The 25,451-nt window shown below is 63.4% G+C and carries 12 protein-coding genes; 8 read left to right on the top strand and 4 right to left on the bottom strand.

Annotation, left to right across the window (positions count from 1 at the left end):
- Positions 1-72: 72 nt before the first annotated feature.
- The 6 genes from ACTHNE_RS08920 to ACTHNE_RS08895 all read left to right on the top strand — a co-directional run bounded on the left by ACTHNE_RS08920 (position 73) and on the right by ACTHNE_RS08895 (position 11,529).
- Positions 73-963, top strand: a complete 891-nt coding sequence (locus tag ACTHNE_RS08920; protein WP_324940594.1) for a DMT family transporter — start codon at positions 73-75, stop codon at positions 961-963.
- A gap of 411 nt (positions 964-1,374) precedes the next feature.
- Complete coding sequence (locus tag ACTHNE_RS08915; RefSeq protein WP_324940592.1) at positions 1,375-2,634, top strand: efflux RND transporter periplasmic adaptor subunit; 1,260 nt, start codon at positions 1,375-1,377, stop codon at positions 2,632-2,634.
- Positions 2,635-2,652: 18 nt separating this feature from the next.
- Positions 2,653-5,760: an efflux RND transporter permease subunit gene (locus tag ACTHNE_RS08910; protein WP_440269065.1), complete on the top strand. Its 3,108-nt coding sequence runs from the start codon at positions 2,653-2,655 to the stop codon at positions 5,758-5,760.
- Positions 5,761-5,878: 118 nt separating this feature from the next.
- On the top strand, positions 5,879-9,187 hold the full coding sequence (locus ACTHNE_RS08905) for an efflux RND transporter permease subunit (protein ID WP_440269064.1): 3,309 nt from the start codon (positions 5,879-5,881) through the stop codon (positions 9,185-9,187).
- 2 nt (positions 9,188-9,189) lie between these two features.
- Entirely contained in the window at positions 9,190-10,638 is a 1,449-nt protein-coding gene (locus tag ACTHNE_RS08900) for an efflux transporter outer membrane subunit (protein WP_440269063.1), read from the top strand.
- Positions 10,639-10,644: 6 nt separating this feature from the next.
- Positions 10,645-11,529 (top strand): aldo/keto reductase, encoded by an 885-nt coding sequence (locus tag ACTHNE_RS08895; protein WP_440269062.1) that lies wholly within the window; start codon positions 10,645-10,647, stop codon positions 11,527-11,529.
- Positions 11,530-11,600: 71 nt separating this feature from the next.
- On the opposite strand, the gene ACTHNE_RS08890 is transcribed toward ACTHNE_RS08895, so the two are convergent.
- From ACTHNE_RS08890 to ACTHNE_RS08880, 3 genes are all read right to left on the bottom strand, one after another.
- A complete protein-coding gene (locus ACTHNE_RS08890) occupies positions 11,601-12,530 on the bottom strand; it encodes a 5'-nucleotidase (RefSeq protein ID WP_440269061.1) in 930 nt (309 codons plus the stop codon).
- Between the two features lie 96 nt (positions 12,531-12,626).
- Positions 12,627-13,388, bottom strand: coding sequence for an NAD kinase (locus ACTHNE_RS08885; RefSeq protein ID WP_324940575.1), 762 nt, complete (start codon positions 13,386-13,388; stop codon positions 12,627-12,629).
- A gap of 221 nt (positions 13,389-13,609) precedes the next feature.
- Positions 13,610-18,529 carry an NAD-glutamate dehydrogenase gene (locus ACTHNE_RS08880; RefSeq protein ID WP_440269060.1) on the bottom strand — a complete coding sequence of 1,640 codons (4,920 nt, stop codon included), beginning with the start codon at positions 18,527-18,529 and terminating at the stop codon, positions 13,610-13,612.
- Between the two features lie 523 nt (positions 18,530-19,052).
- Here ACTHNE_RS08880 and ACTHNE_RS08875 point away from each other — a divergent pair.
- A complete protein-coding gene (locus tag ACTHNE_RS08875) occupies positions 19,053-20,243 on the top strand; it encodes an efflux RND transporter periplasmic adaptor subunit (RefSeq protein WP_440269059.1) in 1,191 nt (396 codons plus the stop codon).
- An 11-nt stretch (positions 20,244-20,254) separates the two neighbouring features.
- Complete coding sequence (locus tag ACTHNE_RS08870; RefSeq protein WP_440269058.1) at positions 20,255-23,479, top strand: multidrug efflux RND transporter permease subunit; 3,225 nt, start codon at positions 20,255-20,257, stop codon at positions 23,477-23,479.
- A gap of 325 nt (positions 23,480-23,804) precedes the next feature.
- Here ACTHNE_RS08870 and ACTHNE_RS08865 read toward each other — a convergent pair whose 3' ends face one another.
- A complete protein-coding gene (locus ACTHNE_RS08865; protein ID WP_324944328.1) occupies positions 23,805-25,337 on the bottom strand; it encodes an N-acetylmuramoyl-L-alanine amidase in 1,533 nt (510 codons plus the stop codon).
- Positions 25,338-25,451 lie beyond the last annotated feature (114 nt).

Genomic DNA, 25,451 nt, shown 5'->3' with positions numbered 1-25,451 from the left:
ACCAGGATGGCCGGAACCCGCGCATCCGCCCACGCACAACGTTCTGCCCAGCTGCTTCGCACCGGAATTTGCATGATCAAAGGTATTCTTCTTGGCTTCGCCAGCTTCGCGGCCTATGCGATCAGCGATGCCTTCGTGAAGTCGCTGCACGGCTCGGTGCCGCCTTATGAATCGGTGTTCTTTGGGGCGGCGTTCGGGCTGATGGCCCTGCCCTTCATCATGAGCAAGGACAAGGGCGACCGCTGGCGCGACGTGGTGACGGCGCAGCGGCCGTCCTTGTGGTGGGTGCGCGCGGCGGCAGGCGCCTTCGGCAATATCGCCTCGGTGACGGCGTTCACGCTGCTGCCGATGGCCGAGGTGTTTACGATGATCTTCCTGATGCCGATCTTCGTGACGGTCCTGTCGGTGATTTTCTTGAAGGAGCATGTCGGCTGGCGCCGCTGGTCGGCGGTGGTTGTGGGTTTCGCCGGCGTGCTGGTGGTGTTGCGTCCGGGCTTCCGCGCGTTGGGCGCGGGCGACGTCGCAGGACTGGTGTGCGGCTTGTTCGCCGCCGCTTCGGTGGTAGCGCTGCGCATGGCCGGCCCGCATGAAAAACGCATCAGCCTGTATGGCGCGGGAGTGATCGGCCCGCTGATCATCGGCGGCCTGATGATGTTGCCGCATTTCCGCTGGCCGAATCTGCACGAATGGTTGCTGCTGGCCGGCTACGGCCTGCTCGCCGCGCTGGCCGGCGTGCTGCTGATGTACGCCACCTTGATCGCCCCCGCCAACCGCGTGGCGCCCACCCAGTACAGCCAGATGCTGTGGGCCATCGGCCTGGGGTATTGGCTGTTCGGCGACGGGCTCGACTGGCCGATGCTGGTCGGCATCGTGATGATCCTGGGCGCTGGCTTGTTCACGCTGGTGCGCGAAGAAAAAGTGACGCCATGGTGGCGGCGGCAGAAGATCGTGATTGGCGATTGAACGCGTGGGTTGGGGTGCGAACCTCGACATCGCTGTATATGCGCATATAACGATGTTGGGGTTTGCACCCCAACCTACGCGGCAATGCGTAAGCTTGCACAAGCGTCTGCCATGCGATCGCACCGGCAACATTGCCGGCCTGCGTAGCACTGCACGATCTTCACTTTCCGCATGCAAGCGTGCCATACCACAACGCCAATGCCATCGACAGACCCAGAAGACCCTGCTGTTTTAACCCGCTAATACATTGATGGTCGCGGCGGCGCGCCGAAATATGTCAACCACGCGCGCGACAGGCCGTTACAACTGTTCCGACCGTCGCGCTGACGGCCACCGTTCGCCTGGATCGCGATGCGTTTCGATCATTGAAAGCGCTCTCGTGAACACGGGAGCGGGTATTTGGAGATGGTTATGAGTGCGGACAGCCCGCGAACAGCCGGATACGCTCGCCGCCGACGCGGCCTATGGATCGCGCTAGCGATCTTGGTGGCGGTGATCGCCCTCGTGGTATTCCATATCGTCAACAGAAAACCGGCCAGGATTGGCGCGCCTGCGCAAGTGGTCAGCGTAGCGACCGCGCATCGGGGCGATATGCCGGAGATACTCCGTTCGCTCGGCACGGTCACGCCGCTGGCCACCGTCACGGTACTGCCGCAGTTGAGCGGGTATCTCACCGAAGTGGGTTACCAGGAAGGCCAGGATGTGAAGAAAGGCCAGTTCCTCGCACAGATCGATCCGCGCCAGTACCAGATCAGCAAGCAACAGGCCCAGGCGCAGCTGGCAAAGGATCAGGCTACGCTCGACCAGGCACGCGCCGATCTGGCGCGCTACACGCAGCTCTACCAGAAGAAATCGATTGCCGAACAGCAGTACATGGACCAGAAATTCCTGGTCGAGCAATCCGAAGCCGCGGTGAAGGCGGACAAGGCCAACATCGCGCAGTTCGATCTGGATCTTGCCTATTGCCGCATCACCGCGCCGGTCGACGGCCGGGTCGGCCTGCGCTTGGTGGACCCGGGCAACTACGTTACGCCATCCAGTTCCACCGGCATCGTGGTGATCACCACGATGAAACCCACCACCGTGCAATTCACGGTGCCGCAGGATTCGCTGGGCAAGGTGCTCGATCGCGTCAACAGCGGCGCCAAGCTGCCGGTGACCTTGTACAACAGCGACAACACCAGGCAGCTGGCTACCGGCACGCTGTATGCCATGGGCAACCAGATGGCGACCAGCACCGGCACGGTGACCTTGCGCGCAAACTTCGCCAACGACGACGAGAAGCTCTACCCGAACGAATTCGTCAATGTGCAATTGCTGGTGGATACGCTGCGCAACACCGTGCTGGTGCCGACGCCCGCCGTGCAAACCGGCGCGCCGGGCGATTACGTGTTCCTGGTGAATGCGGACGATTCGGTCTCGGTGCACAAGGTGACGCCAGGCCCGAGCGATGGTCAATACACGGCGATTCTTTCCGGCCTTTCCGCCGGCCAGACGGTGGTGACGGACGGTACGGATCGCTTGAGCGACGGTGCCAGGATCCGCGTTGCGCAAGCGCAGCCAGCCAGCGCAGCAAGCGCGCCTGCCACGCCATCATCCGCTGGTGCGGCGCACGGCAATGGAAGAAGGCACGGCGCCGGCCAGAACACCGGTTCCACCTCTGCGTCGTGACCGGCAACGTGTGATCCGATGAATATTTCCCGCCTGTTCGTGCTCAGGCCCGTGGCGACATCGTTGCTGATGATCGCGCTGGTGCTGGTGGGCCTGGTGGCGATGCGCTTTCTGCCGGTATCGTCCCTGCCCAGCGTCGACTACCCGACCATCCAGGTGCAAACCTTCTATCCGGGTGCGAGTCCCGACGTGATGGCGACCACGGTGACCGCACCGCTGGAAGTGCAGCTCGGCCAGATTCCCGGCCTGCAGCAGATGACGTCGAGCAGCTCGGCCGGCGCCTCGATCATCACCTTGCAGTTCGATCTGTCGCTCAATCTGGACGTAGCCGAGCAGAACGTGCAGGAAGCGCTCAACGCCGCCAATAGTCTTTTGCCCAGCGGCCTGCCCGCGCCACCGACCTATGCGAAGGTGAATCCGGCTGACCAGCCGATCCTGACGCTGGCCGTTACCTCCAAGTCGATGTCGCTCACGCAGTTGCAGGACGCCGCGAACAATCGCCTCGGCACCAAGATTTCCGAAGTATCGGGCGTCGGCCTGGTGACGCCATCCGGCGGCAACGTGCCGGCCGTGCGCGTGGAAGCTGATCCGCAAAAGCTCGCCGCTTACGGGCTCAACATCGACGACCTGCGCTCGCTCTTGGCCAATGTCAACGTGAGCCAGCCGAAGGGTAATTTCGACGGGCCGGCGCTCGATTACACCATCAACGGCAACGACCAGATCCAGGATCCTAAGGATTACCTCGATACGGTAGTGTCCTACCAGAACGGCGCGCCGGTGTTCCTGCGCGACGTTGCGCGCGTCACTCAATCGGCACAGAACGTCGAACAGGGCGCCTGGTACAACAACACGCCGGCGATCATCCTCAACGTGCAACGCCAACCCGGCGCGAACGTGATCGCCACGGTCGACCAGATCAAGCGCATCCTGCCGCAGTTGGAATCCACATTGCCGGCCGGCATGCAAGTAGCGATCGTCAACGACAGCACCGGCGTGATCCGCGCCTCGGTCGCCGATGCGGCTTTCGAGCTGGTGTTGGCGGTGATGCTGGTGGTGCTGGTGATCTTCGTGTTCCTGCGCAACCTGCCCGCCACCATCATCCCCAGCATTTCGGTGCCGGTGTCGCTGATCGGCACGCTGGCGATGATGTACGAGCTCAACTATTCCATCGACAACCTTTCGCTGATGGCGCTGATCATCGCCACCGGTTTCGTGGTGGACGATTCGATCGTGATGATCGAGAACATCGTGCGCTATCTGGAGGAAGGCGAAACGCCGTTGAACGCGGCATTGATCGGTGCAGGACAGATCGGCTTCACCATTGTGTCGCTGACCGTATCGTTGATTGCGGTACTGATTCCCTTGCTTTTCATGGGTGGCGTGATCGGGCGATTGTTCAGCGAGTTCGCGGTCACGCTCGCGGTGACCATCGTGCTCTCCGGCGTGGTGTCGCTTACCCTGGTGCCGATGTTGTGCGCGCGTATCCTGCGCGCACAGGCCGAGCGTCATCCCAGCCGTTTCGAACGCATCAGCGAAGGGCTGTTCAACAAGCTGTTGCACGCCTACGAGCGCGGGCTGCGTTTCGTGATGGCGCACCAGACCGCCACCTTGCTCACCTTCGTGATCACGATGATCATTACCGTGATCCTGTACGTGATGATTCCCAAGGGCCTGTTTCCGGTGCAGGATGTCGGCGTATTGCAAGGCATCAGCATTGCTGACAACTCCGTCTCCTACAGCAGCATGGTGGATCGGCAGGCGCAACTGGCCGAGGCCATCCTCAAGGATCAGGACGTCACCAACCTCACGTCCTACGTCGGCATCGACGGCACCAACAACACGCTCAACCATGGTCGCTTCCTGATCAACCTGAAGCCGCGCGACGATCGTTCGGATACGGCCGCACAGATCGCGCGACGCATCCAGGATGAAGTCGCGCATGTGCCGGGCATCAAGCTGTATCTGCAACCGGAACAGGATCTCACGCTCGACACCACTGTCTCGCCCAACCAATACCAGTTCGTACTGCGCGGCCCGAGCCTGCAGGCCTTCCAGCACTACGTGCCGGCACTGGTCGCGCGCATGAAGCAGATTGCGTCAATCACCGACGTCACCAGCGATTTGAACAACGAAGGCTTGAGCGTCAACGTCAACGTGAACCGCCCGCTGGCGGCGCGCTTCGGCATCACGCCCGCGACCATCGACAACGCGCTGTACGACGCGCTCGGCCAGCGCATCGTGTCGACCATCTTCAACCAGTCGAACCAGTATCGCGTGATCCTGGTGGCCAAGCCTTCGATGCTGCCGACGGTGGAATCGCTGGGCGATTTGTATCTGCCCAGCCAGACCGCCAGCAACGGCCAAGTGCCGCTCAAAGCGATCGCCAAGATCGAAGTGACCAAGTCGCCGCTGGCGATCAGCCATCTGGCGCAGTTTCCGTCGGTAACCATTTCCTTCAACCTCGCCAATGGCGCATCGCTGAGCAAGGCGGTTGAGGAGATCAACCAGGCCGAGCAGGCGGTAAAACTGCCACCATCGATCACTTCATCGTTCCAGGGCGCGGCGCAGGCGTTCCAGGATTCGCTGTCCAGCGAGGTGTACCTGCTGATCGCGGCATTGGTGGCGGTCTACATCGTGCTGGGCGTCTTGTACGAGAGCTTCATCCATCCGGTGACGATTCTCTCCACCCTGCCCTCGGCCGGCATCGGCGCACTGTTGGCCTTGATGGTCGCCGGCGCGGACCTGGACATCATCGGCATCATCGGCATCGTGCTGCTGATCGGCATCGTGAAGAAGAACGCGATCATGATCGTGGACTTTGCGCTGGAAGCCGAACGCGACCACGGCAAGCCGCCGGCCGAAGCGATCTTCGAAGCCTCGCTGCTGCGCTTCCGGCCGATCCTGATGACCACGCTGGCGGCGATGCTCGGTGCATTGCCGATGTTGCTAGGCACCGGCACCGGTTCGGAACTGCGCCGGCCGCTGGGCCTGGCGATCATCGGCGGCTTGACGCTGAGCCAGTTGCTGACGTTGTTCACCACGCCGGTGATTTATCTGTTTTTCGACCGGCTGGCGCAGCGGTTCCATAGCAAGCCGTCGCTGGCGGCAGGAGACAGAGCGCCATGACCTGGCGCGGAACCCGCGTAGGTTGGGGTGCAAACCCCAACGCTGCGATGTCGATCGGCATGACGATGTTGGGGTTTGCACCCCAACCTACGCGGCATCGGTGTGATGGGTGGCGGCCATGAACATCTCCGCCCTGTTCATCCATCGCCCCGTCGCCACCACCCTGCTGGCGATCGCCATCCTGCTCTCCGGTACGCTGGCGTATTTCCATCTGCCAGTCGCGCCGTTGCCGAACATCACTTATCCGGTGGTGGTGGTACAGGCCAGCATGGCCGGCGCGAGTCCGGACATCATGGCTTCCACCGTGGCCGAACCGTTGGAAAAACGCCTGGGCGCGATCGCCGGCGTCACCGAGATGACCTCCACCAGCACTGTAGGCTCTGCGCGCATCGTCATCCAGTTCGCGCTCAATCGCGACATCAACGGCGCCGCGCGCGACGTGCAGGCGGCAATCCAGGCGTCGCGCGCCGACCTGCCAAGCACCTTGCGCAACAACCCGACCTATCGCGAATACAACCCGGCCGATTCGCCGATCATGGTGCTGGCGCTCACCTCCGACACGCTTACGCGTGCGCAGCTTTACGATTCGGCCAATTCGGTGATCCAGCAGCAGTTGTCGCAGGTCGACGGCGTGGGCCAGATCACGCTGGGCGGCAGCGCCCTGCCCGCCGTGCGCGTGGAGCTGGAGCCGAACAAGTTGAACAGCTACGGCATCGGCCTGGAAGACGTGCGCGCAGCGATCAGCGCGGCCAATGCCAACAGCGCGAAGGGTTACATTGACCAGAACGGCCTGCGCTACGAAGTCACTTCCAACGACCAGATCCGAAAGGCCGCACCGTACCGCGACCTGGTCATCGCCTATCGCAACGGTGCGCCGGTGCAATTGCGCGACGTGGCCGACGTCGAGGATTCGGCCGAAAACATCCGCAACATGGGCCTGTACAACGGCAAGCCGGCGGTGCTGGTGATCGTGTATCCCACGCCTGGCAGCAACATCGTCAAGACCGTGACGCAGATCCGCAGCGTGCTGCCGGCGGTGGAAGCGACCCTGCCCAGCAGCATCCGCATCGGCGTGGCGATCGACCGCTCGCAATCGGTCAACGCCGCGGTGGGCGATACGGAACGCTCGCTGTTCATGGCCGTGCTGCTGGTGATCGGCGTGGTGTTCGTGTTCCTGCAATCGCCGCGCGCCACGCTGATTCCGTCGGTGGCGTTGCCGCTGTCGATCGTCGGCACGTTCGGGCCGATGTACCTGATGGGCTACAGCCTCGACAACCTCTCGCTGATGGCGCTCACCATCGGCACCGGGTTCGTGGTGGACGATGCGGTGGTGGTGCTGGAAAACATCGTGCGCCACGTGGAAAACGGCATGGACGTGCACGAGGCGGCGCTCAAGGGCAGCGGCGAGGTCGGCTTCACGGTGATCTCGATGAGCCTGTCGCTGATTGCGGTGTTCACGCCAATCCTATTGATGCCGGGCATCATCGGCCTGCTGTTCCACGAGTTTGCGGTGACGCTGTCGGTCGCCATCGGGCTGTCGATGGTGATCTCGCTCACCGTCACGCCGACCATGGCCGCCTATCTGCTGCGCCCGGGCGCCGCGATGCATTCGAAGGCGCGCTGGGCGGTGTGGTACGAGCGGCAGTTCGAGCACTTCAAGCAGGCGTATTCACGATCGCTCACCGCGGTGCTCGACAACGCGTGGCTGGTGGGCTTGACGCTGATCGGGCTCTTGGTGCTCAACGTATTCCTGTTCAAGCTGCTGCCGTCCACGTTCTTTCCGGAGCAGGACAACGGCATCCTGATGGGCCAGATCATCGCCGACCAGAGCATCTCCTTCCAGGCGATGGAAAAGAAGCTCGCGCAGTTGCAATCGATCGTGCAGAAGGATCCGGCGGTGGCCTCGGTGGCGGGCTTCACCGGTGGCCGTGCGCTCAACAGCGCCAACCTGTTCGTGGAACTGAAGCCGCTGGCCGAACGCAAGCTTTCCGCGGCGCAGGTGGTCGACCGCCTGCGCCCCCGGCTCAACGCCATCTCCGGCGCGAAGCTTTTTTTGCAGGCTGCACAGGACCTGCACATCGGCGGCCGGCAATCGGCTTCCGAATACCAGTACACGCTGACCAGCGACGATCCCAACGCGCTGTATACCTGGATACCCAAGCTGGTGACGGAACTGGGCAAATACCGCAGCCAATTGCAGGACGTAAACTCCGACCTGCAGCAGAACGGCCTGCAGACCTATGTGAAGTTCCACCGTTCCACCATGGCGCGCTACGGCTTTGCGCCGAACCAGATCGACAGCGTGCTGTATGACGCGTTCGGCCAGCGCACCGTGTCCACCGTCTACAACCAGCTCAACCAGTACTACGTGGTGATGGAGATCGCGCCCAAATACTGGCAATACCCGCAGATGCTCGATCGCATGTATTTCAGCAAGGCCGCTGGCAATCCCACCGGCACGCAGCAGACGCAGATGTCGTCCAGTATCGTCAAAGGTGTAACCAGCTACTCGGCAGTAAGCGCCTCCACCAGCGGCAGCGCAACCACCAACTCGCGCAATGCCGATGCACAGGCCAATCAGCTGACCAACGCCATTTCCAATGCCAAGGGCGGCACGTCCAGCGGCAGCGCGGATAGCACCGCGGCGGAAACCATGGTGCCGTTCCCGGCGATGCTCAGTTACACCAACAACCACACCGCCACGCAGGTGAATCACCAGGATGGGCTGGTGGCCGGCACCATCTCGTTCAACCTGCCGCCGGGCGGCTCGCTGGGCAACGCGTTGTCGGCGATCCAGCAGGCCATGCGCGAGATGGGCATGCCCGCATCCATTCATGGCGCCACGGCCGGCGCCGCGCAGGTGTATTCGCAGTCGATGTCGACCATGCCGCTGTTGATTCTCGCAGCGCTCGGTGCGGTCTACATCGTGCTGGGCATCCTGTATGAAAACACCGTGCATCCGATCACCATTCTTTCCACGCTGCCGTCGGCTGGCATCGGCGCGACATTGGCGTTGCTGATCTTCGGCACGCCGTTCTCGGTCATCGCGATGATCGGCATCATCCTTTTGATCGGCATCGTGAAGAAAAACGCGATCATGATGATCGACGTGGCGATCCATCTGCAGCGCGATGAAGGCTACGAACCGATGCGCGCCATCCATGATGCCGCGGTGCTGCGCCTGCGCCCCATCATGATGACCACCGCCGCCGCGGTGCTCGGCGCGGTGCCGTTGGCGATCGGCATCGGCCAGGGCGCGTCGCTGCGCCAGCCGCTGGGCATCACGGTGATGGGCGGCCTGATTCTCAGCCAGGTTTTTACCCTGTACACGACACCGGTGATCTATCTCTATCTCGACCGCCTGCGCGCGCGGCTGGCGCGCTGGTCGCAGACCCTGCCATGGAACCGATCGAACGCGAGTGCATGAACATGAAGACTTTGCCTGCGGCTCTGGCCGCTACGCTGGCGTTGTTGCTCGGTGGCTGCATGGTCGGCCCGGACTACCACCGCCCGCAAGTATCGATGCCAGCGCAATACAAGGAGCTGCCCGGTTGGACGACTGCCGCGCCCGATGCTGCCGAAGCGCCCAAGGGCGACTGGTGGACCGCTTTCGACGATCCGCTGCTCGATGAGCTGGAGCCGATGGTGTCGGTCTCCAACCAGACCGTGCGGCAAGCCTATGCGAACTACCAGCAGGCGCAGGCCGAAGTGAAGGTCGCGCGCGCATCGCTGTTTCCCACACTCGGCGTCACGGCAGCGGCCACCAAGTCGCGTACCGGAAGCGGAAGCAGTACCGGCGCCAGCCTGCGTCCTGCCATCGGCACGTCCGGTTCGCTGGAAGGCGACGTGAGCTGGGCACCGGATCTGTGGGGCAAGGTGCGCCGCTCGATCGAAGAAAGCAAAGCGGCCGCGCAAGCCAGCCAGGCGACACTGGCCAACGCCACCTTGTCCGAACAGGTAGCGCTGGCCAATGCCGTGATCCAGTTGCGCGTGACCGATGCCGACGCCGATCTGCTGCGCAAGACAGTGGATGCCTATACCGAATACCTGCACGTGGTCGCCAACCAGGGCGAAGCAGGCACGGTGCCGCCTTCGGATGTGCTTACCGCGCGCACGCAGCTGGAAAGCGCGCAGTCCAGCCTGATCGCCCTCGGCATCGCGCGTGCGCAGTACGTGCACGCCATTGCGGTGCTGGTCGGCAAGAATCCGGAAGAGCTGGATATTGCGCACAGCACCAGCCTGCCCACATTGCCAGCGACACCGGCAGGCATGCCATCAACCCTATTGCAGCGCCGGCCTGACATCGCCGTGGCCGAACGGCAAATGGCGGCGCAGAATGCCGCGATCGGCGTGGCCATCGCCGCCTACTATCCAAATCTAACCTTGTCGGCGAGCGACGGCTTCAGCCAATCGCCGCTCGCGGGCCTTTTGCACGTGGCCAATCATGTGTGGTCGCTCGGCGCCGATGCGAGCGAAACCGTGTTCGACTTCGGCGCGCGCCACGGTAACGTGCAGGCCGCCAAGGCCGCATACGAAGCGGCGCTCGCCAACTACCGCGGTACCGTGCTGGGTGCACTGCAGAACGTGGAAGACGATCTTTCCGGCCTGCGCATCCTGGCGCAGCAGTCGCACGTACAGGATGCGCTGGTGCGCGATGCCACGCAGGCCGCGCAGATCGCCTTCAACGAATACCAGGCCGGCACCGTGGACTACACCACCGCCGCTATCGCGCAGGCCACCCAGCTGAGCGCGCAGCAGAACCAGTTGAGCATCCTGCAAAAACAGTTGCTCGATACGGTATCGTTGATTGGCGACCTGGGCGGCGGCTGGTCGGCCGACCGGCTCGATGCGTCGCAAACCTCCTCTTCCAAGCGCTGAGCCGGCATGACCATCGACGCCAACCGTTTTGAACTCTCCCCGATCGTCGCCGGCCTGTGGCGCATCACGGAATGGAAGCTCGGTGTGCAGGAACGCGTGCGCTGGATCGAGCAGGCCCTGGCGCTTGGCATCACCACGTTCGATCACGCCGACATCTACGGCGACTACCGCGCGGAAGGCCTGTTCGGAGAAGCACTGCAAGCCTCGCCAGATTTGCGCAGGCGCATGCAACTGGTGACCAAATGCGGCATTCGCCTGCGTTCCGCGCAAAAGCCTTACCGCATCAATTACTACGACACCGGCGCGGCGTACGTAAGCGCGCAGGTGGAGCAATCGCTGCGCAACCTGCATACCGAACAGCTCGACCTGGTGCTGGTCCATCGTCCCGATTACCTGATGGATGCCGCCGCATTAGCGGAAACATTCACCCAGCTCACCCGCAAAGGCAAGGTGGCGCACTGGGGCGTATCCAATCACAGCACCAGCCAGTTCGCGCTGCTCAATCAGCACCATCCGCTGGTCACCAACCAGGTGGAGCTGTCGCCGCTGCAGATGCACGCCCTGGACGACGGCACGCTCGATCAGGCGCAACAACTTGGCTTGCGTCCGATGATCTGGTCACCGCTTGCAGGCGGACAGTTGTTCACGGGCGAGGATGAACCAGCCACGCGGGTGCGCGCCGAAATGTCCGCGATTGCCGCGCGCTACGGCATTTCGCTGACGACGCTGGCTTTCGCATGGGTGCTCCGGCATCCATCGCGTCCCTATCCGATTACCGGCACCGGGCGCATCGATGGTTTGCGCGATGCTGTTGCGGCATTGAACGTGCAACTCGATGTCGAGGATTGGTACGCGATCTGGACCGCAAGCAAAGGGCACTCCGTGCCTTGAACGTAGGTTGGGGGTGCGAATCTCAACGCCGTAATGCTTGCGACCTGCGATGTTGGGGTTTGCACCCCAACCTACGGATTGCTTACCCCATGCGGCACGTGCCCCGTCGCCACATGCTTGCGCGCCGATTCCACGTTCGCCGGCGAATCATCGAAAAAGATGTCCGCGCCGAACGCATCCAGGAACGGGCCCTTGTCGCGTCCGCCAAGAAACAACGCCTCGTCGATACGCACGCCCCAGCGGCGCAGCGTAAGAATCACGCGCTTGTGCGCCGGCGCCGAGCGCGCGGTGACCAGCGCGGTGCGGATGGGCGAGTTCTCCGCGGGAAACGCCGCCTGCAAGCGATGCACTGCGCTGAGAAAACCACGAAATGGACCCACCGATAGCGGCTTTTCAGCAAGCTCGGTTTCACTGCGATGGAATGCTTCCAGGCCTTCTTCGCGCGAGACGCGTTCGCCTTCGTCACCGAAGATCACCGCATCGCCATCGAAGGCGATGCGCAATTGTTCGCTGGCGCGCGGCGGCGCGGTGGAAGGCAGGATCGTCGCCGCGGCCACGCCGGCTTTCAACGCGCGGCCGACGTCTTCGGCGTTGGCGGAAAGAAAAAGATCCGCCCTGAACGGCGCAATGTAATCCGACGTCGGCGCACCGCTGGTGAACGCGGCGCGGCTGATTTCCAGCCCGTAATGCTGGATGGAATTGAAGATGCGCAAACCCGTATCGCCCGAGTTGCGCGACAGCAGGATCACCTCGACCGGCGGCACGTCGCCGGCAAGCTTGTTCAGGCCAAGCAGCTTTTGCACCAGCGGAAACGCCACGCCGGGCTGGAGGATTTCGTTCTCGTGATCGATCTGGAAACCACGGTAGGCATCCAGCCCTTCTCGCTCGAACAAGGCGTGGCTGTCGCCCAGGTCGAACAATGCGCGCGAGGAGATGGCCACGACGAGCCGGTTGTCGTTGCTGGCATCGGGATCGTGGGCGGTCTTGGTGGGGCGGGTCATAACCAACAATCTAGCGCAAAGCCTGTAGGTTGGGGTGCAAACCCCAACGTCGCGACGTTTGGTAGATGGCAATGTTGGGGTTTGCACCCCAACCTACTAGTCCGCTGCGAATTGTTCGTCCAGGATGCGCTGCTCCAGATTGTGCTCTGGATCGAACAGCAAACGCACGCCCTGTTCGGGGGACTGGCGCACCTCCACCGTGCGCACATTGCGTACTTCCAGGAAATCGGCGGTGGCGCTGACCGGACGCTTGCCGGGATCGAGCACGCGCAGGCTCACCAGGGTGCGATGCGGCAGGATCGCGCCGCGCCAGCGGCGCGGACGGAACGGGCTGATCGGCGTGAGCGCCAGTACGTTGGCATCCAATGGCAAGATCGGACCATGCGCGGAAAGGTTGTAGGCGGTGGAACCGGCTGGCGTGGAAACCAGGATGCCGTCGCAGGTCAGGTTCTGAAGTTTGACGATGCCGTTGAGCTTCACCTCCAGGTGCGCGGCCTGGTTGGTTTGCCGCAACAACGACACTTCGTTGAAGGCCAGCGCGATGTGCGTCTGGCCGTCACCGTCGACCGCTTCCATTTCCACCGGGAACAGCTCTGCCGCATGCGCGCGCGCGATGCGTTCGGGCAGCTCGTCCAGGTTGTGCTTGTTCATCAGGAAACCGACACGGCCCAGCTTCATGCCGTAGACCGGCACGCCGATCACGCGATGGGCGTGCAAGGTGCGCAACATGAAGCCATCGCCGCCCAGCGCGATGATCACTTCCGCATCGGTAACCGGCACATTGCCGTAGCGATCCACCAATTTTCGGCGCGCCTGCTGGGCAACATTGGTTTCGCTGGCGACGAACGCGAGGCGCATGGTGGGGGATCCATCAGAAAGCGTTGGTCGATCGAGCTTACGACAGGTGGAGCAAACTGACTATTCGTTGCGCTTTGCTCCCTCCCCTGTCTGCAGGGGAGGGCCGGGCTGGGGTTGCTTGCGCTTGCAGTGCTGTTTGAGCTCACCGCGAGATTGCTTCACCCCACCCCAACCCTCCCCTACTGCACGTAGGGGAGGGAGCTGTTTCGGCAAGTGCGAAATTACACCGGCACCTGCGCCAACTGCGCCAGGCGGCGCACCGCCACCGAAGCGATCGGGTAATCCGCGTTCTGGGTGAGGATTTCCGCGAGCATGCTGCGGGTGTACTTCAAGGTGGGATCGTCGCGGTTGAGCCATGCCTGCACCGGCGACACCTCACTGCCACCGCCGTTGAACGCCAGCACCTGGGTGGCCAGGGCGCGATGCTGATGGTTGAGTTCATCCAGCAGCGAGCCGCGTGCCTGCGCATGCCAGTGGCCTTCCACCGGCAGCGCTTCGATCTGACCGCGCAGCCATTCCAGGTCCAGCGTGTGGCCCAGTTCGAAGAACACGTTGGCGACCTTGGCGATCGGCTGGCCGGTCTGCTGCGCCACTTCCACCATATCGAGCATGGCGCGCAGTTCCGGCAGCTTGGCCAGGCGCAGCGCCAGGTCAGTGGGCAACCCCAGGCCTTCCCATTTCTCCTGGCTGGTGGCGAAGTCTGCCTTGCCGGCGGGTGTCAACGCCTGTGGAAGCGTATTGCTGAGTTCGGCCACGGCGGACTGGTAGCGCTCCACGTTCGCGGCAATGTCCAGCGTGCCGCCCGGACGATTGAGCAGCCAGCGCGTGAGATGGCGCAGCATCGACCAGATCTGCATCACCGCATCGACCTGGGTGTTTTCGGCCACCTTGCTGTCCTGCGCCTCGATATCCGCCCACAGGTCGCGCGCACCGAGAATTTCGCGCGCCGCGGTATACGCCTTGGCGACCGCCGCAGGCCCCTGCCCGGTGTCTTCCTGCATGCGCATCATGAAGGTGGCGCCCATGCGGTTGAGGGTGGAGTTGGTCACCGCGGTAGCGATGATCTCGCGCTTCAGGCGATGACGCTGCATGTGCGCGGCGTATTTCTCATGCAAGGGGCGCGGGAAGTAGCGCACCAGTTCCTTGGACAAGTACGGGTCTTCCGGCACATCCGAATCGAGTAGTTGCTGATACAGGCGGATCTTGTCGTACGACAACAGCACCGACAACTCCGGGCGCGTCAGGCCCTGTCCGCGCGCCTTGCGGTCGGCGAGCTCGCTTTCGCTGGGCAGGTTTTCCACCTGGCGATCGAGCAGGCCTTCGCTTTCCAGCGTGCGGATGAAGTGCGCCATCGAGCCCAGGCGTTTCACCGACTGGCGTTCCATCAGCGTGATGGCCTGGTTCTGGCGGTAGTTGTCCCACAGCACCAATTGGCCGACTTCGTCGGTCATGGTGGCGAGCAGGCGATTGCGATCATCGGTGGTCATCTCGGCGCGCTGCACGGCGTCGCCAAGCAGGATCTTGATGTTCACCTCGTGGTCGGACGTGTCCACGCCGGCGGAGTTGTCGATGAAGTCGGTGTTGAGCAGCACGCCGTGCTGCGCCGCTTCGATACGCCCCTTCTGCGTGCAGCCCAGGTTGCCACCCTCGCCCACCATCTTGCAGCGCAGTTCTGCACCATTGATGCGCAGCGCGTTGTTGGCGCGGTCGCCGACGTCGCCATGCGTTTCGCTGGTGGCTTTCACATAGGTGCCGATGCCGCCGTTCCACAACAGATCCACCGGCGCCTTGAGGATCGTGCTCATCAACTCGTTCGGCGAGAGATGCTGCACATCGCCCCTCAGGCCCAGCGCCGCGCGCACTTCCGGCGAAATCGGAATCGACTTCACGCTGCGCGGCCACACGCCGCCGCCGGCGGAGATCAGCGACTTGTCGTAGTCGTCCCAGCTCGAACGCGGCAGCTTGAACATGCGCTCGCGCTCGGCGAAGGACTTGGCCGTATCCGGATCCGGATCGAGGAAGATATGGCGATGATCGAACGCGGCCAGCAGCCGGATATGCCGCGACAGCAACATGCCGTTGCCGAACACGTCGCCGGACATGTCGCCGATGCCCACGCAGGTGAAATCCTCGCTCTGGCAGTCGCGGCCCAGCGCACGGAAGTGGCGCTTCACCGATTCCCACGCGCCCTTGGCGGTGATGCCCATGCCCTTGTGGTCGTAGCCGTTGGAACCGCCGGAGGCGAACGCATCGCCCAGCCAGAAACCGTGCTCAATGGAGATGGCGTTGGCGATATCGGAGAACGTCGCGGTGCCCTTGTCGGCCGCTACCACCAGGTACGGATCGTCATCATCGTGACGCACCAGGTCGTGCGGCGGCACCACCTTGCCTTCCACCAGGTTGTCGGTGATGTCGAGCAGGCCGTTGATGAACAGGCGATAGCAGGCGATGCCTTCGGCCAGCTGCGCGTCGCGATCCCCACCGACGGGCGGATGCTTGACGAAGAAGCCACCCTTCGAACCCACCGGCACGATCACCGTGTTCTTCACCATCTGCGCCTTCACCAGGCCCAGCACTTCGGTGCGGAAATCCTCGCGACGATCGGACCAGCGCAAACCGCCGCGCGCCACCGGACCGAAGCGCAGATGGATACCTTCCACGCGCGGCGAATACACGAAGATCTCGCGATACGGCACTGGCTTGGGTGCATCCGGCACCTGCTTGGAGTCGAACTTGAAGCTGATGTAGTGACGGTGCGCGCCGTCCCACTTCTGGAAGAAATTGGTACGCAGCGTGGCGCGGATCGTATTCATGAAACTGAGCACGATGCGCTCGTCGTCCAGGCTGGCGACGTCGTCCAGCAGCGACTTCAGCGCCTGCCACAGCGCATGGATCTGCTGATCGCGCTTGTCGGCCAGGGTGTTGACGATGTCGTCGATCAGCTCGGGCTTGGCCTTTTGCGTATCGGCCGGAATCAGCGCCTGCATCTCGCGGCGCAGGTCCGATTGCGCACGCTCCAGCTCACCGGCGGAAAGCAGTTCGCGGCGCGGATCGAACTTGGCGTTGAACAGCTCGATCAGCAGGCCGGCAATGGCCGGGTAGCGGATCAGCGTTTCTTCCATGTAGCTCTGCGAGAATGCGATGCCTACCTGCTGCAGGTATTTGCAGTAGCCGCGCAGCATCGCCACCTGGCGCCAGTCGGCCTGGGCCAGCAGCACGAGATTGTTGAAGCCGTCGCTTTCGGCCTCGTGGCGCCACAGCGCTTCGAAACCCCGTTCGAAACGGTCGCGGAGATGCGCCAGGTCGAACGCCAGCGGCGCCTTGGTTTTCAGCTCGAAGTCGTGGATGGTGAGCGTGCGGCCTTCGCTTTCCAGCGTGTAGACATGCTCGGCGAGCATGCGTACACCCATGTTTTCCAGCATCGGCAACGCGTCGGACAGCGAGATCGGCGCGCCGACGTGGATCACCTTGAAGCGCAGGCTCTGGTCGCGCGCGTCTTCGTACAAATGCAAATGGATCGAATCGTCGCTCTTGAGCGCGGTGAGCGCGATCACATCCAGTGCGGCCTGTTCCGGCGCCACGTCTTCGATGTAGCCGGCCGGCAGCAGTTTGTCGAAACGGTTGAACAGCGCCACGCCCTGCGCCGCGCCGGCATGGCCGATCAGGCTGTCGCGCAGGCCGTCGTGCCAGTTGCGCACGATGTGCAGTAGGCGCGTTTCCAGCTCCTGCAGGTTGAACCTGGGATGTTCGCCCAGGTGCGGGCGCACGGTGACGTGCAGGCGCGCCAGCGCCGACTCGCCCATCAGCACGTTGGAATCCAGGCTCTCGCCGTGGAACACCTCGCGCAGCATCGCTTCGATGCGCTCGCGCACCGAAGTGTTGAAGCGTTCGCGCGGCACGAACACCAGGCAGGTGAAGAAGCGACCGTAGCGGTCGCGGCGCACGAACAATCGCGTGCGGGCGCGCTGCTGCAGTTCGAGAATGCCGGTGGCGGTGGCGAACAGTTCGTCTTCGGTGCTCTGGAACAGTTCTTCCGGCGGCAGCGTTTCCAGGATGTGGCGCAGCGCCTTGCCGGAATACGCATCGCGCTTCAGGCCCGAGCGCGCCATCACCGCCTCCACGCGCTGGCGCACCAGCGGCATGTCCTGCGTGCGCGTCATGTAGGCGTTGGAGGTGAACAGGCCGAGGAAACGCTGTTCGGAAACCGGTTTGCCGTAGGCGTCGAACTTGAGCACGCCCACGTAGTCCATGTTGCCGGCGCGATGCACGTGCGAGCGCGCGTTGGTCTTGGTGAGGATGATGGCGTCGTACGCACCGGACTGCGGAAGATCATGCGCGGCCAGCGAACGCAGCGAGCGCAGCGCCACCGAGCGTTCGCTCTTGTGCAGGATGCCCAAGCCCGATTCCTCGACCGGGCGCAGCACTTCGTCGTCACCGGACTTGGCCACTTCGTATTCGCGGTAACCCAGGAAGGTGAAGTTGTCATCCGCCAGCCAGCGCAGGAATTCGCTCGCTTCGTTCACCGCGGCGGCATCGAGCGGCAGCTTGCGGCTGGGCAGGTCGGCCGCGATGGCCAGCGCCTTGTCGCGCATTGCGCGCCAGTCGCGCACGGCCGCGCGCACGTCTTCCAGGGCATCTTCGATGCGCGTCTTCAGCTGTGCCTGGATGGATTCGTCCAGGATGCTGTCCACTTCGAAATGCATCACCGATTCGGACGCGCCATTTTCGTCGCCCAGGTCCTGGAGCTGGCCGTTGGCGTCGCGGGTCACCTTCACCACCGGATGCAGCACCAGGTGCACGGGCGAGTGTTCGGACAGGATCATGCTGGCAGTGTCGACCAGGAACGGCATGTCGTCGGTGACGATTTCCACCGCGCTGCGCGCCGCATGCGCCGCGCTGGTGATGCGCACCGCGGCGCGCTGCGGCGTGCGCTGCTGCAGGAAATCGAGCAGGCCGGTGATCACCTGCGCCCATTCGGCGGGCGTATGCAGGTCGACGTCGGTGCTGGCGATGCGCGCGAAAAAGGCGCCGATAAAAAATTGCGCCTCATCAAGGCGCTTGGTCGGATAACCGCTTTTCTTCAATTCTTCGAATACGACAGACACGAGGGGAATGTCGTTGGCCGCACGGATCGCATTCATGGCTTCTACTTAAGAAGTTGATGATGGGGGTATGTGGAGCAGAAAGCTTTAGAAGGATACGCTTCGTGTTGCATTGAATCTATCGGCAGCGCAGCAACGCGTGTTGTAGTTCGTGGCCGCTCGATGCATGACGCGTCGCTTTCGCTGCGTACGGACATGCTCGCAAAAGTATCCGAATCTCGAAGCAACCCCATGCACGTCCTGTAACGCTGAAGTTGTATGACAAGAACATCCTCGCCGCCGCCTGCTCCGCGGGAGCACCGAGGCGCGCCGATCCATCCCCCGTTCACAACCCGCCGGTTGGCGCCCGTGTCGCAAGTCATCCTCGCGAAAGGCTGGATTCCCGTGAAGAATAAATTGTAAACTGGCCGGTATACTTGATCGATTGTCCGTCAGCGGGACAAACGGCACAGGAAAAAGTAAACCCCAATCCGTTAAACGTAAGCTTTTCCGGCCGGAACAGCCGGGCACCGGGCGAGCCGCGCCCGCCCCCTACCCCGATTACGCAAGTCATGGAGTTCTCATGAAGTCGACGCCAATGCGCACACCGGTGCTGTGCCTGAGCCTGCTGGCACTGGCCGCCTGCAGCAACAAGACACAGGGCCCGCCGCAAATGCCGACCCCGACCGTCGGGGTTATCGAAGCCCAGCCGCAAACCGTGCCGCTGACCAAGGACCTGGTCGGCCGCCTGTCCGCCTTCCGCAGCGCCGACGTGCGCGCCCGCGTTTCGGGCGTGCTGCTCAAGCGCGTCTATACCGAAGGTACGGACGTGAAACAGGGGCAGTTGCTGTTCCAGATCGATCCGGTGCCCTACAAGGCCGCCCTGGCCAATGCCGAGGCGGCGCTGGCTTCGGCCCAGGCCAGCTATACCAATGCGCACGTGATCGCCAACCGCGACCGGCAGCTGGTGCCGCAAGGCTATATCTCGCGCCAGCAGCTCGATACCGATGAAGCCAACGAGCGTTCCGCCCAGGCGGCAGTGCGTCAGGCCCAAGCGAACGTGGAGACCGCGCGAGTCAACCTGGGTTACACCAATGTCACCTCGCCGATCGACGGCCGCGCCGGCGAGCAGCAGGTGACCGAGGGCGCAATTGTCGGCAACGGCATCACCGACGCCGGCGCCAACGCCACCTTGCTGACCACGGTGGACCAGCTCGACCCGCTGTACGTGAACTTCACGCTCGGCGCCGCCGACCTGGACACCCTGCGCCACGCCCAGGCCAAGGGCAACGTGCAGCTGGCCGAGCAGGACAAGACCACGGTGCAGATCACCCTGCCCAGCGGCGCCAAATATGAGAAGGAAGGCACGCTCAACTTCTCCGACACCTCGGTCAACCCGACTACCGGCGCCATCAACCTGCGCGCCGTGGTGCCCAACCCAGACCGCCGCCTGCTGCCGGGCATGTACGTCACCCTGACCGCCCACATGGGCGAACTCAACAAGGTGTTCCTGATTCCCCAGGCCGGCATCCAGCGCGACCCGACCGGCGCCTTCGCCCTGCTGGTCGGCAAGGACGGCAAGGTGGCACAGAAGCGCGTCACCGCCGACACCATGCACGAGCACGACTGGGTGGTCACCAGCGGCCTGGAACCGGGCGATCAGGTGATCGTGTCGGGCGTCCAGGGCATCAAGCCGGGCGCGCCCGCCAAGGCGACCCCATGGAAGCCTGACCAGACGTCGGCAGGCCCCGCTGCTGCCGCCGCCAAGCAGTAAGGAGACCGCTGATGCCGAGTTTCTTTATCGACCGTCCCATCTTTGCGTGGGTGGTCGCCATTCTCATCACCCTGGTCGGCACCATCTCGGTGCTGGGCATGGGCGTGGAGTCTTATCCCAACATCGCGCCGCCGCAGGTCACGGTGACGGCCACCTTCCCGGGCGCCAGCGCCCAGACCATGGAAGATACCGTCACCAAGGTGATCGAGCAGCAGCTCACCGGCGTGGATAACCTGCTGTATTTCAGCTCGGCTTCCAGCTCCAACGGCACCGCCTCGATCACCCTGAGCTTCGCCACCGGTACCGACCCGGACATCGCGCAAGTGCAGGTGCAAAACAAGGTGTCGCTGGCCCAGCCGCAGCTGCCAGCGGCGGTGACCCAGCAGGGTGTGGTGGTGGCCAAGGCCAACCCGGACTTCCTGATGTTCGTGGGCCTGATCTCCAGCAATCCGGAGATCGACAGCGGCCGCCTCAGCGACATTGTCGGTTCACAGGTCATCAACCAGGTCGGCCGTATTCCCGGCGTGGGCAGCACCTTCCAGGTGGGTTCCGAGTACGGCATGCGCGTGTGGTTGAACCCGGACAAGATGCAGGGTTACGGCCTTTCCGCCACTGACGTGCGCAACGCGATCTCGGCGCAGAACGTGCAGTTCGCCGCCGGCTCGCTGGGCGCCGATCCCGCGCCCAACGGACAGAGTTTCACCGCCTCGGTATCGGCCGAAGGCCTGTTCCGCACGCCCGAGGAGTTCGGCAACATCATCCTGCGCGCCAATCCCGATGGCACCGTGGTGCGCATGAAGGACATCGCGCGCATCGAACTGGGCTCGCAGTCCTACGGCTTCGCCTCCACCTGGAGCGGCCAGCCGGTGGGCGGTTTCGGCGTGCAATTGCTGCCGGGTGCGAACGCGCTGCAGGTGGCCGAGGCTGTGCGCGCGAAGATGGACGAACTGGCCAAGGATTTCCCGCCGGGCGTCACCTGGTTCGCGCCGTACGACAGTACGCCGTTCGTGCGCGTGTCGATCAATGAAGTGGTGCACACGCTGATCGAGGCGATCATCCTCGTCTTCTTCGTGATGCTGATCTTCCTGCAGAACTTCCGCGCCACGGTCATTCCCACGCTGGTGATTCCGGTAGCGCTGCTGGGTACCTTCATCGGCCTGGCGCCGATGGGCTTCACCATCAACCAGCTCACCCTGTTCGGCATGGTGCTGGCCATTGGTATCGTGGTGGACGACGCGATCGTGGTGATCGAGAACGTCGAACGCATCATGACCGAGGAAAACCTGCCGCCGAAGGAAGCCACGCGCAAGGCGATGAGCCAGATCACCGGCGCAGTGGTGGCCATCACGGTGGTGCTGGCGGCGGTGTTCGTGCCGTCCGCGCTGCAGCCGGGCGCCACCGGCGTGATCTACAAGCAGTTCGCGCTGACCATCGCGGTATCGATGGGCTTCTCCGCGTTCCTCGCGCTGTCGTTCACGCCGGCGCTGTGCGCGACCATCCTCAAGCCCACGCATGGTGAAAAGAAGAACTTCATCTATCGCGGCTTCAACAACATCTTCGACCGCGTCACGCATACGTACCAGGGCCATATCGGCAGCGCGATCCGCCATGCGCCGCGCTGGATGATCGTGTTCGCGTTGATCGCCGCGCTGGCCGGTTTCCTGTACACCAAGCTGCCCACCGGCTTTGTGCCCAGCGAAGACCAGGGCTTTGCGCTGGCCATCGTCAGCCTGCCGCCGGGCGCCTCGCTCGCCCGCTCCGAGCAGGTGATGAAGGAAGTCAAGGACACGCTGGACCACAGCGCGCTCAAAGACGACTACGTGGGCATGTACCAGATCAGCGGCTTCAGCTTCGTCGGCCGCAGCGAGAACGCCGGCATGGTGTTCATCAAGCTCAAGGACTGGAGCGAGCGCTCGATCACCGCCGATGACTTCATCCGCCAGGCCAACGGCGTGCTGCACGGTGGCATTCGCGACGCCATGATCTTCGTGGTGAACCTGCCGACCATCCGCGGCCTCAGCCAGTTCGGCGGCCTGGACATGTACCTGCAGGCACGCAATGGTCAATCGCGAGGCGAACTGGCCCAGGCGATGGGCATGCTGCTGGGCAAGGCGGCGCAAAGCCCCGTGCTGTTCGGCACACGCCCGAACATCCTGCCGGATGCACCGCAGTACGACCTCACCGTGGATCGCGTGCAGGCCGGTGCGCTTGGGCTTTCGGTGAGCGATGTGTACTCCGCCATCCAGCTGATGCTGGCGCCGGTGTACGTCAACAACTTCATCTACGAAGACCGCGTCAAGCGCGTGATGGTGCAGGCCGATGCGCCGTACCGCATGGATACGGATGCGCTCAGCCACATCTACACGCCCAGCTCGCTGAGCACCGGCACCACCTCGAGCACGTCGTCGAGCAACACCAACTCGCCGTACGGCCCGTACAACATGATCCCGCTGTCCAGCGTGGTGCATCCCAGCTGGACCATGGCCGCGCCCTCGCTCACGCGCTACAACGGCTATCCGGCCATCGAAATCGTGGGCGATTCCAACAAGGGCTACTCCACCGGCCAGGCCATGGCCACGCTGCAGGGCATCGTCAGCAACGACCTGCCCCACGGCTTCGGTGCGGACTGGACCGGCCAGTCGTATCAGGAATTGCTGGCTGGCAACTCGGCCACGCTGCTGATGATCCTGTCGATCTTCATCGTGTTCCTGTGCTTGTCGGCGCTGTACGAAAGCTGGTCGATTCCGGTGGCGGTGCTGCTGGTGGTACCGCTGGGCCTCTTGGGCATGGTGGTCGCCTCCATGCTGCGCGGCTTCCCCAACGACATGTACTTCAAGATCGGCATGGTGACGGTGATCGGCCTGGCCGCGAAGAACGCGATCCTGATCGTGGAGTTCGCGGTAGAGCAGCAGGCCGAAGGCCAGACGCTGTTCAACGCCGTGGTCACTGCCGCTCGCCTGCGATTGCGCCCGATCCTGATGACCTCGATGGCCTTCATCCTCGGCGTGTTGCCGCTGGTGACCTCGACCGGCGCCGGCGCCAACTCCCGCCACGAGATCGGCACCGGCGTGATCGGCGGCATGCTGTTCGCCACCTTCCTCGGCCTGCTGCTGATTCCCGTGTTCTACGTCGCCGTGCGCCGTACGCTGGGCGACAAGATGGATGAAGCCACGCACAAGCTGGCGCGCCACGAGCACCAGCAGTCGTTCGATTCGGATCCGCGACGCGGACATTGAGGAAACGAAAAACCCCGGCAGCGCCGGGGTTTTTCGTAGGTTGGGGTGCAAACCCCAACGTCGTGATGCATGGATGGCTATGTTGGGGTTTGCACCCTGATATATCCCCACGTTTTTTTCGTTTGGTGCATATGTGCCCGAAATGCCGTCATTCCCGCGAAAGCGGGAATGACGGCCCAGTAATCTGGAAGATCATGTGCAAGATGTATAGCTCGCTGATTTTATTGAAATCATCGAGCAAAAACGTGGGGATACCTCAGGGTGCGAACCCCGACAGCTCAATCTTGGGAAGCATGCGATGTTGGGGTTTGCACCCCAACCTATGTCAGCTGCTCGGGATCACCAGCATCGTGCCGGTGCGCACGCTGTTGCTGTTGATGCCGTTGGCGGTCTTGAGCGTATCCACGCTCACGCCGTACTGCTTGGCGATGCTGCGCAAGGTTTCGCCATCGGCAACGCGGTGCATGTCGCGCACGTCGTTGTCGGCAGGCTCGTCCACGCTGGCCACCGCGTCGGTCTTGGCATCGACCACCACGCCCTTGCGGCGCGCGGCTTCCATCGCGAACCAGGTACCCTGCGGCGGGTTGCTCAGGAAATAGCCTTTCACGCCGCTCATGATCGCGTTGGCCAGCTGCTGCTGGTGGGCCGCGTCGCGCAGCTTGCGCTCTTCCGTCGGATTGCTGATGAAGGCCGTCTCCACCAGGATCGAGGGCACGTCCGGCGAGCGCAGCACCACGAAGTTGGCGCGCTCCACATAGCCGCGATGCGTGGGGCCGAGCGCTGACAGCGCGTTCAGCACGTTCTGCGCCACCGTCTCGCTGGCCTGCACCGCCCAGCCTTGCTGCATGTCGAGCAGCACCGAGGCGAGGCTGTCGTTCTCGGCCGCCAGCGATACGCCGCCGATCAGGTCGGAACTGTTTTCACGATCGGCCAGCACCTGCGCCGCCACCGAGCTCTTGCCGCGCGGCGACAGCACCCACACGGAGGAACCGCGGGCGTCACTGCTGGTGTACGAATCGGCGTGGACGGATACGAACAGGTCCGCCTGGTTCTGGCGGGCGATCTCGTAGCGCTGCTTGAGCGGAATGAAATAGTCGCCATCGCGCGTCAGCACCGCCTTCATGCCCGGCTGGCGGTTGATCAAGGCCGCGAGGTTGCGCGCTACGGCGAGCGTGACGTTCTTCTCCAGCGTGCCGTCCGGGCCATGCGCGCCCTGGTCCTTGCCGCCGTGGCCGGCGTCGACGGCGACCACCACCTGGCGCTGGCTATTCAGCAGCACCGCCGCCTGGCGGGTGGTGACGCCCTTGCGGGAAGTAAGCTTGCTGCTGGCATTGACCACCACCGGCGCAGCGGGGGCGTCGCCTTTGTCATCGCCGGTGCTGGCGTTGGAACTGGCTGGCGCCGGCTTGGCGGATGCCACCGCGCTGCCGCCTGCCTTGTCGGGCGTGGCGGGTGCCGCCTTGCCATCGCCCGGATAAAGATCCAGCACCAGCCGATAGCCGGCCTGGCCGGACGGGCCCAGCACGAAGGTCTTGGGCTGGCTACCCGGCTTTACCGAGGCCGCCAGACGCAGCCTATCGCCTTGCGAGGCGCTGTCCAGGGACTTGAACAGTCCTTGCGCAGAGGGTGTCAACTTGCCGCCGGCGCGGCTGTCGGCCAGGTCGAGCACGATGCGGTCGCCGTCCTGGCTGAGCTTGTACTTGGCCGGACCGGAAAGATCGAACACCACGCGCGTGTAGTCGGGACCGGCCCAGACGCGGGCGTTCCTCACCTCGGCCGCGTGCAGGGCAAAACCGGGCGCCGCAGCCATCAGCGCGGTACCGGCAAGCCAACCAATGCGAGTGAGATAGCCCCTCATGGTGCCGCATTGAAGCTCACCACATTCCTGAATGCAAGAGGTTTTCCTTTGAATTTCCGTAACCTGCAAGGTATTTGTCAGGAGCGCTCAAGCTATCGGGCCTAAGCTGCGCAT

Origin of the sequence: Dyella sp. (assembly GCF_051954575.1) — a bacterium.
GTDB lineage: Bacteria > Pseudomonadota > Gammaproteobacteria > Xanthomonadales > Rhodanobacteraceae > Dyella_B.
The sequence above is the reverse complement of the archived record's forward strand: the minus strand, read 5'-3'. Positions and strand labels throughout refer to the sequence as shown.

Bases quoted from the DNA above. Each gene is read 5' to 3' on its own strand.
- ACTHNE_RS08865 (WP_324944328.1), bottom strand. From the start codon at position 25,337: ATGAGGGGCTATCTCACTCGCATTGGTTGGCTTGCCGGTACCGCGCTG.
- ACTHNE_RS08870 (WP_440269058.1), top strand. From the start codon at position 20,255: ATGCCGAGTTTCTTTATCGACCGTCCCATCTTTGCGTGGGTGGTCGCC.
- ACTHNE_RS08920 (WP_324940594.1), top strand. From the start codon at position 73: ATGATCAAAGGTATTCTTCTTGGCTTCGCCAGCTTCGCGGCCTATGCG.
- ACTHNE_RS08890 (WP_440269061.1), bottom strand. From the start codon at position 12,530: ATGACCCGCCCCACCAAGACCGCCCACGATCCCGATGCCAGCAACGAC.
- ACTHNE_RS08875 (WP_440269059.1), top strand. From the start codon at position 19,053: ATGAAGTCGACGCCAATGCGCACACCGGTGCTGTGCCTGAGCCTGCTG.
- ACTHNE_RS08895 (WP_440269062.1), top strand. From the start codon at position 10,645: ATGACCATCGACGCCAACCGTTTTGAACTCTCCCCGATCGTCGCCGGC.
- ACTHNE_RS08910 (WP_440269065.1), top strand. From the start codon at position 2,653: ATGAATATTTCCCGCCTGTTCGTGCTCAGGCCCGTGGCGACATCGTTG.
- ACTHNE_RS08905 (WP_440269064.1), top strand. From the start codon at position 5,879: ATGAACATCTCCGCCCTGTTCATCCATCGCCCCGTCGCCACCACCCTG.
- ACTHNE_RS08915 (WP_324940592.1), top strand. From the start codon at position 1,375: ATGAGTGCGGACAGCCCGCGAACAGCCGGATACGCTCGCCGCCGACGC.
- ACTHNE_RS08885 (WP_324940575.1), bottom strand. From the start codon at position 13,388: ATGCGCCTCGCGTTCGTCGCCAGCGAAACCAATGTTGCCCAGCAGGCG.
- ACTHNE_RS08880 (WP_440269060.1), bottom strand. From the start codon at position 18,529: ATGAATGCGATCCGTGCGGCCAACGACATTCCCCTCGTGTCTGTCGTA.
- ACTHNE_RS08900 (WP_440269063.1), top strand. From the start codon at position 9,190: ATGAAGACTTTGCCTGCGGCTCTGGCCGCTACGCTGGCGTTGTTGCTC.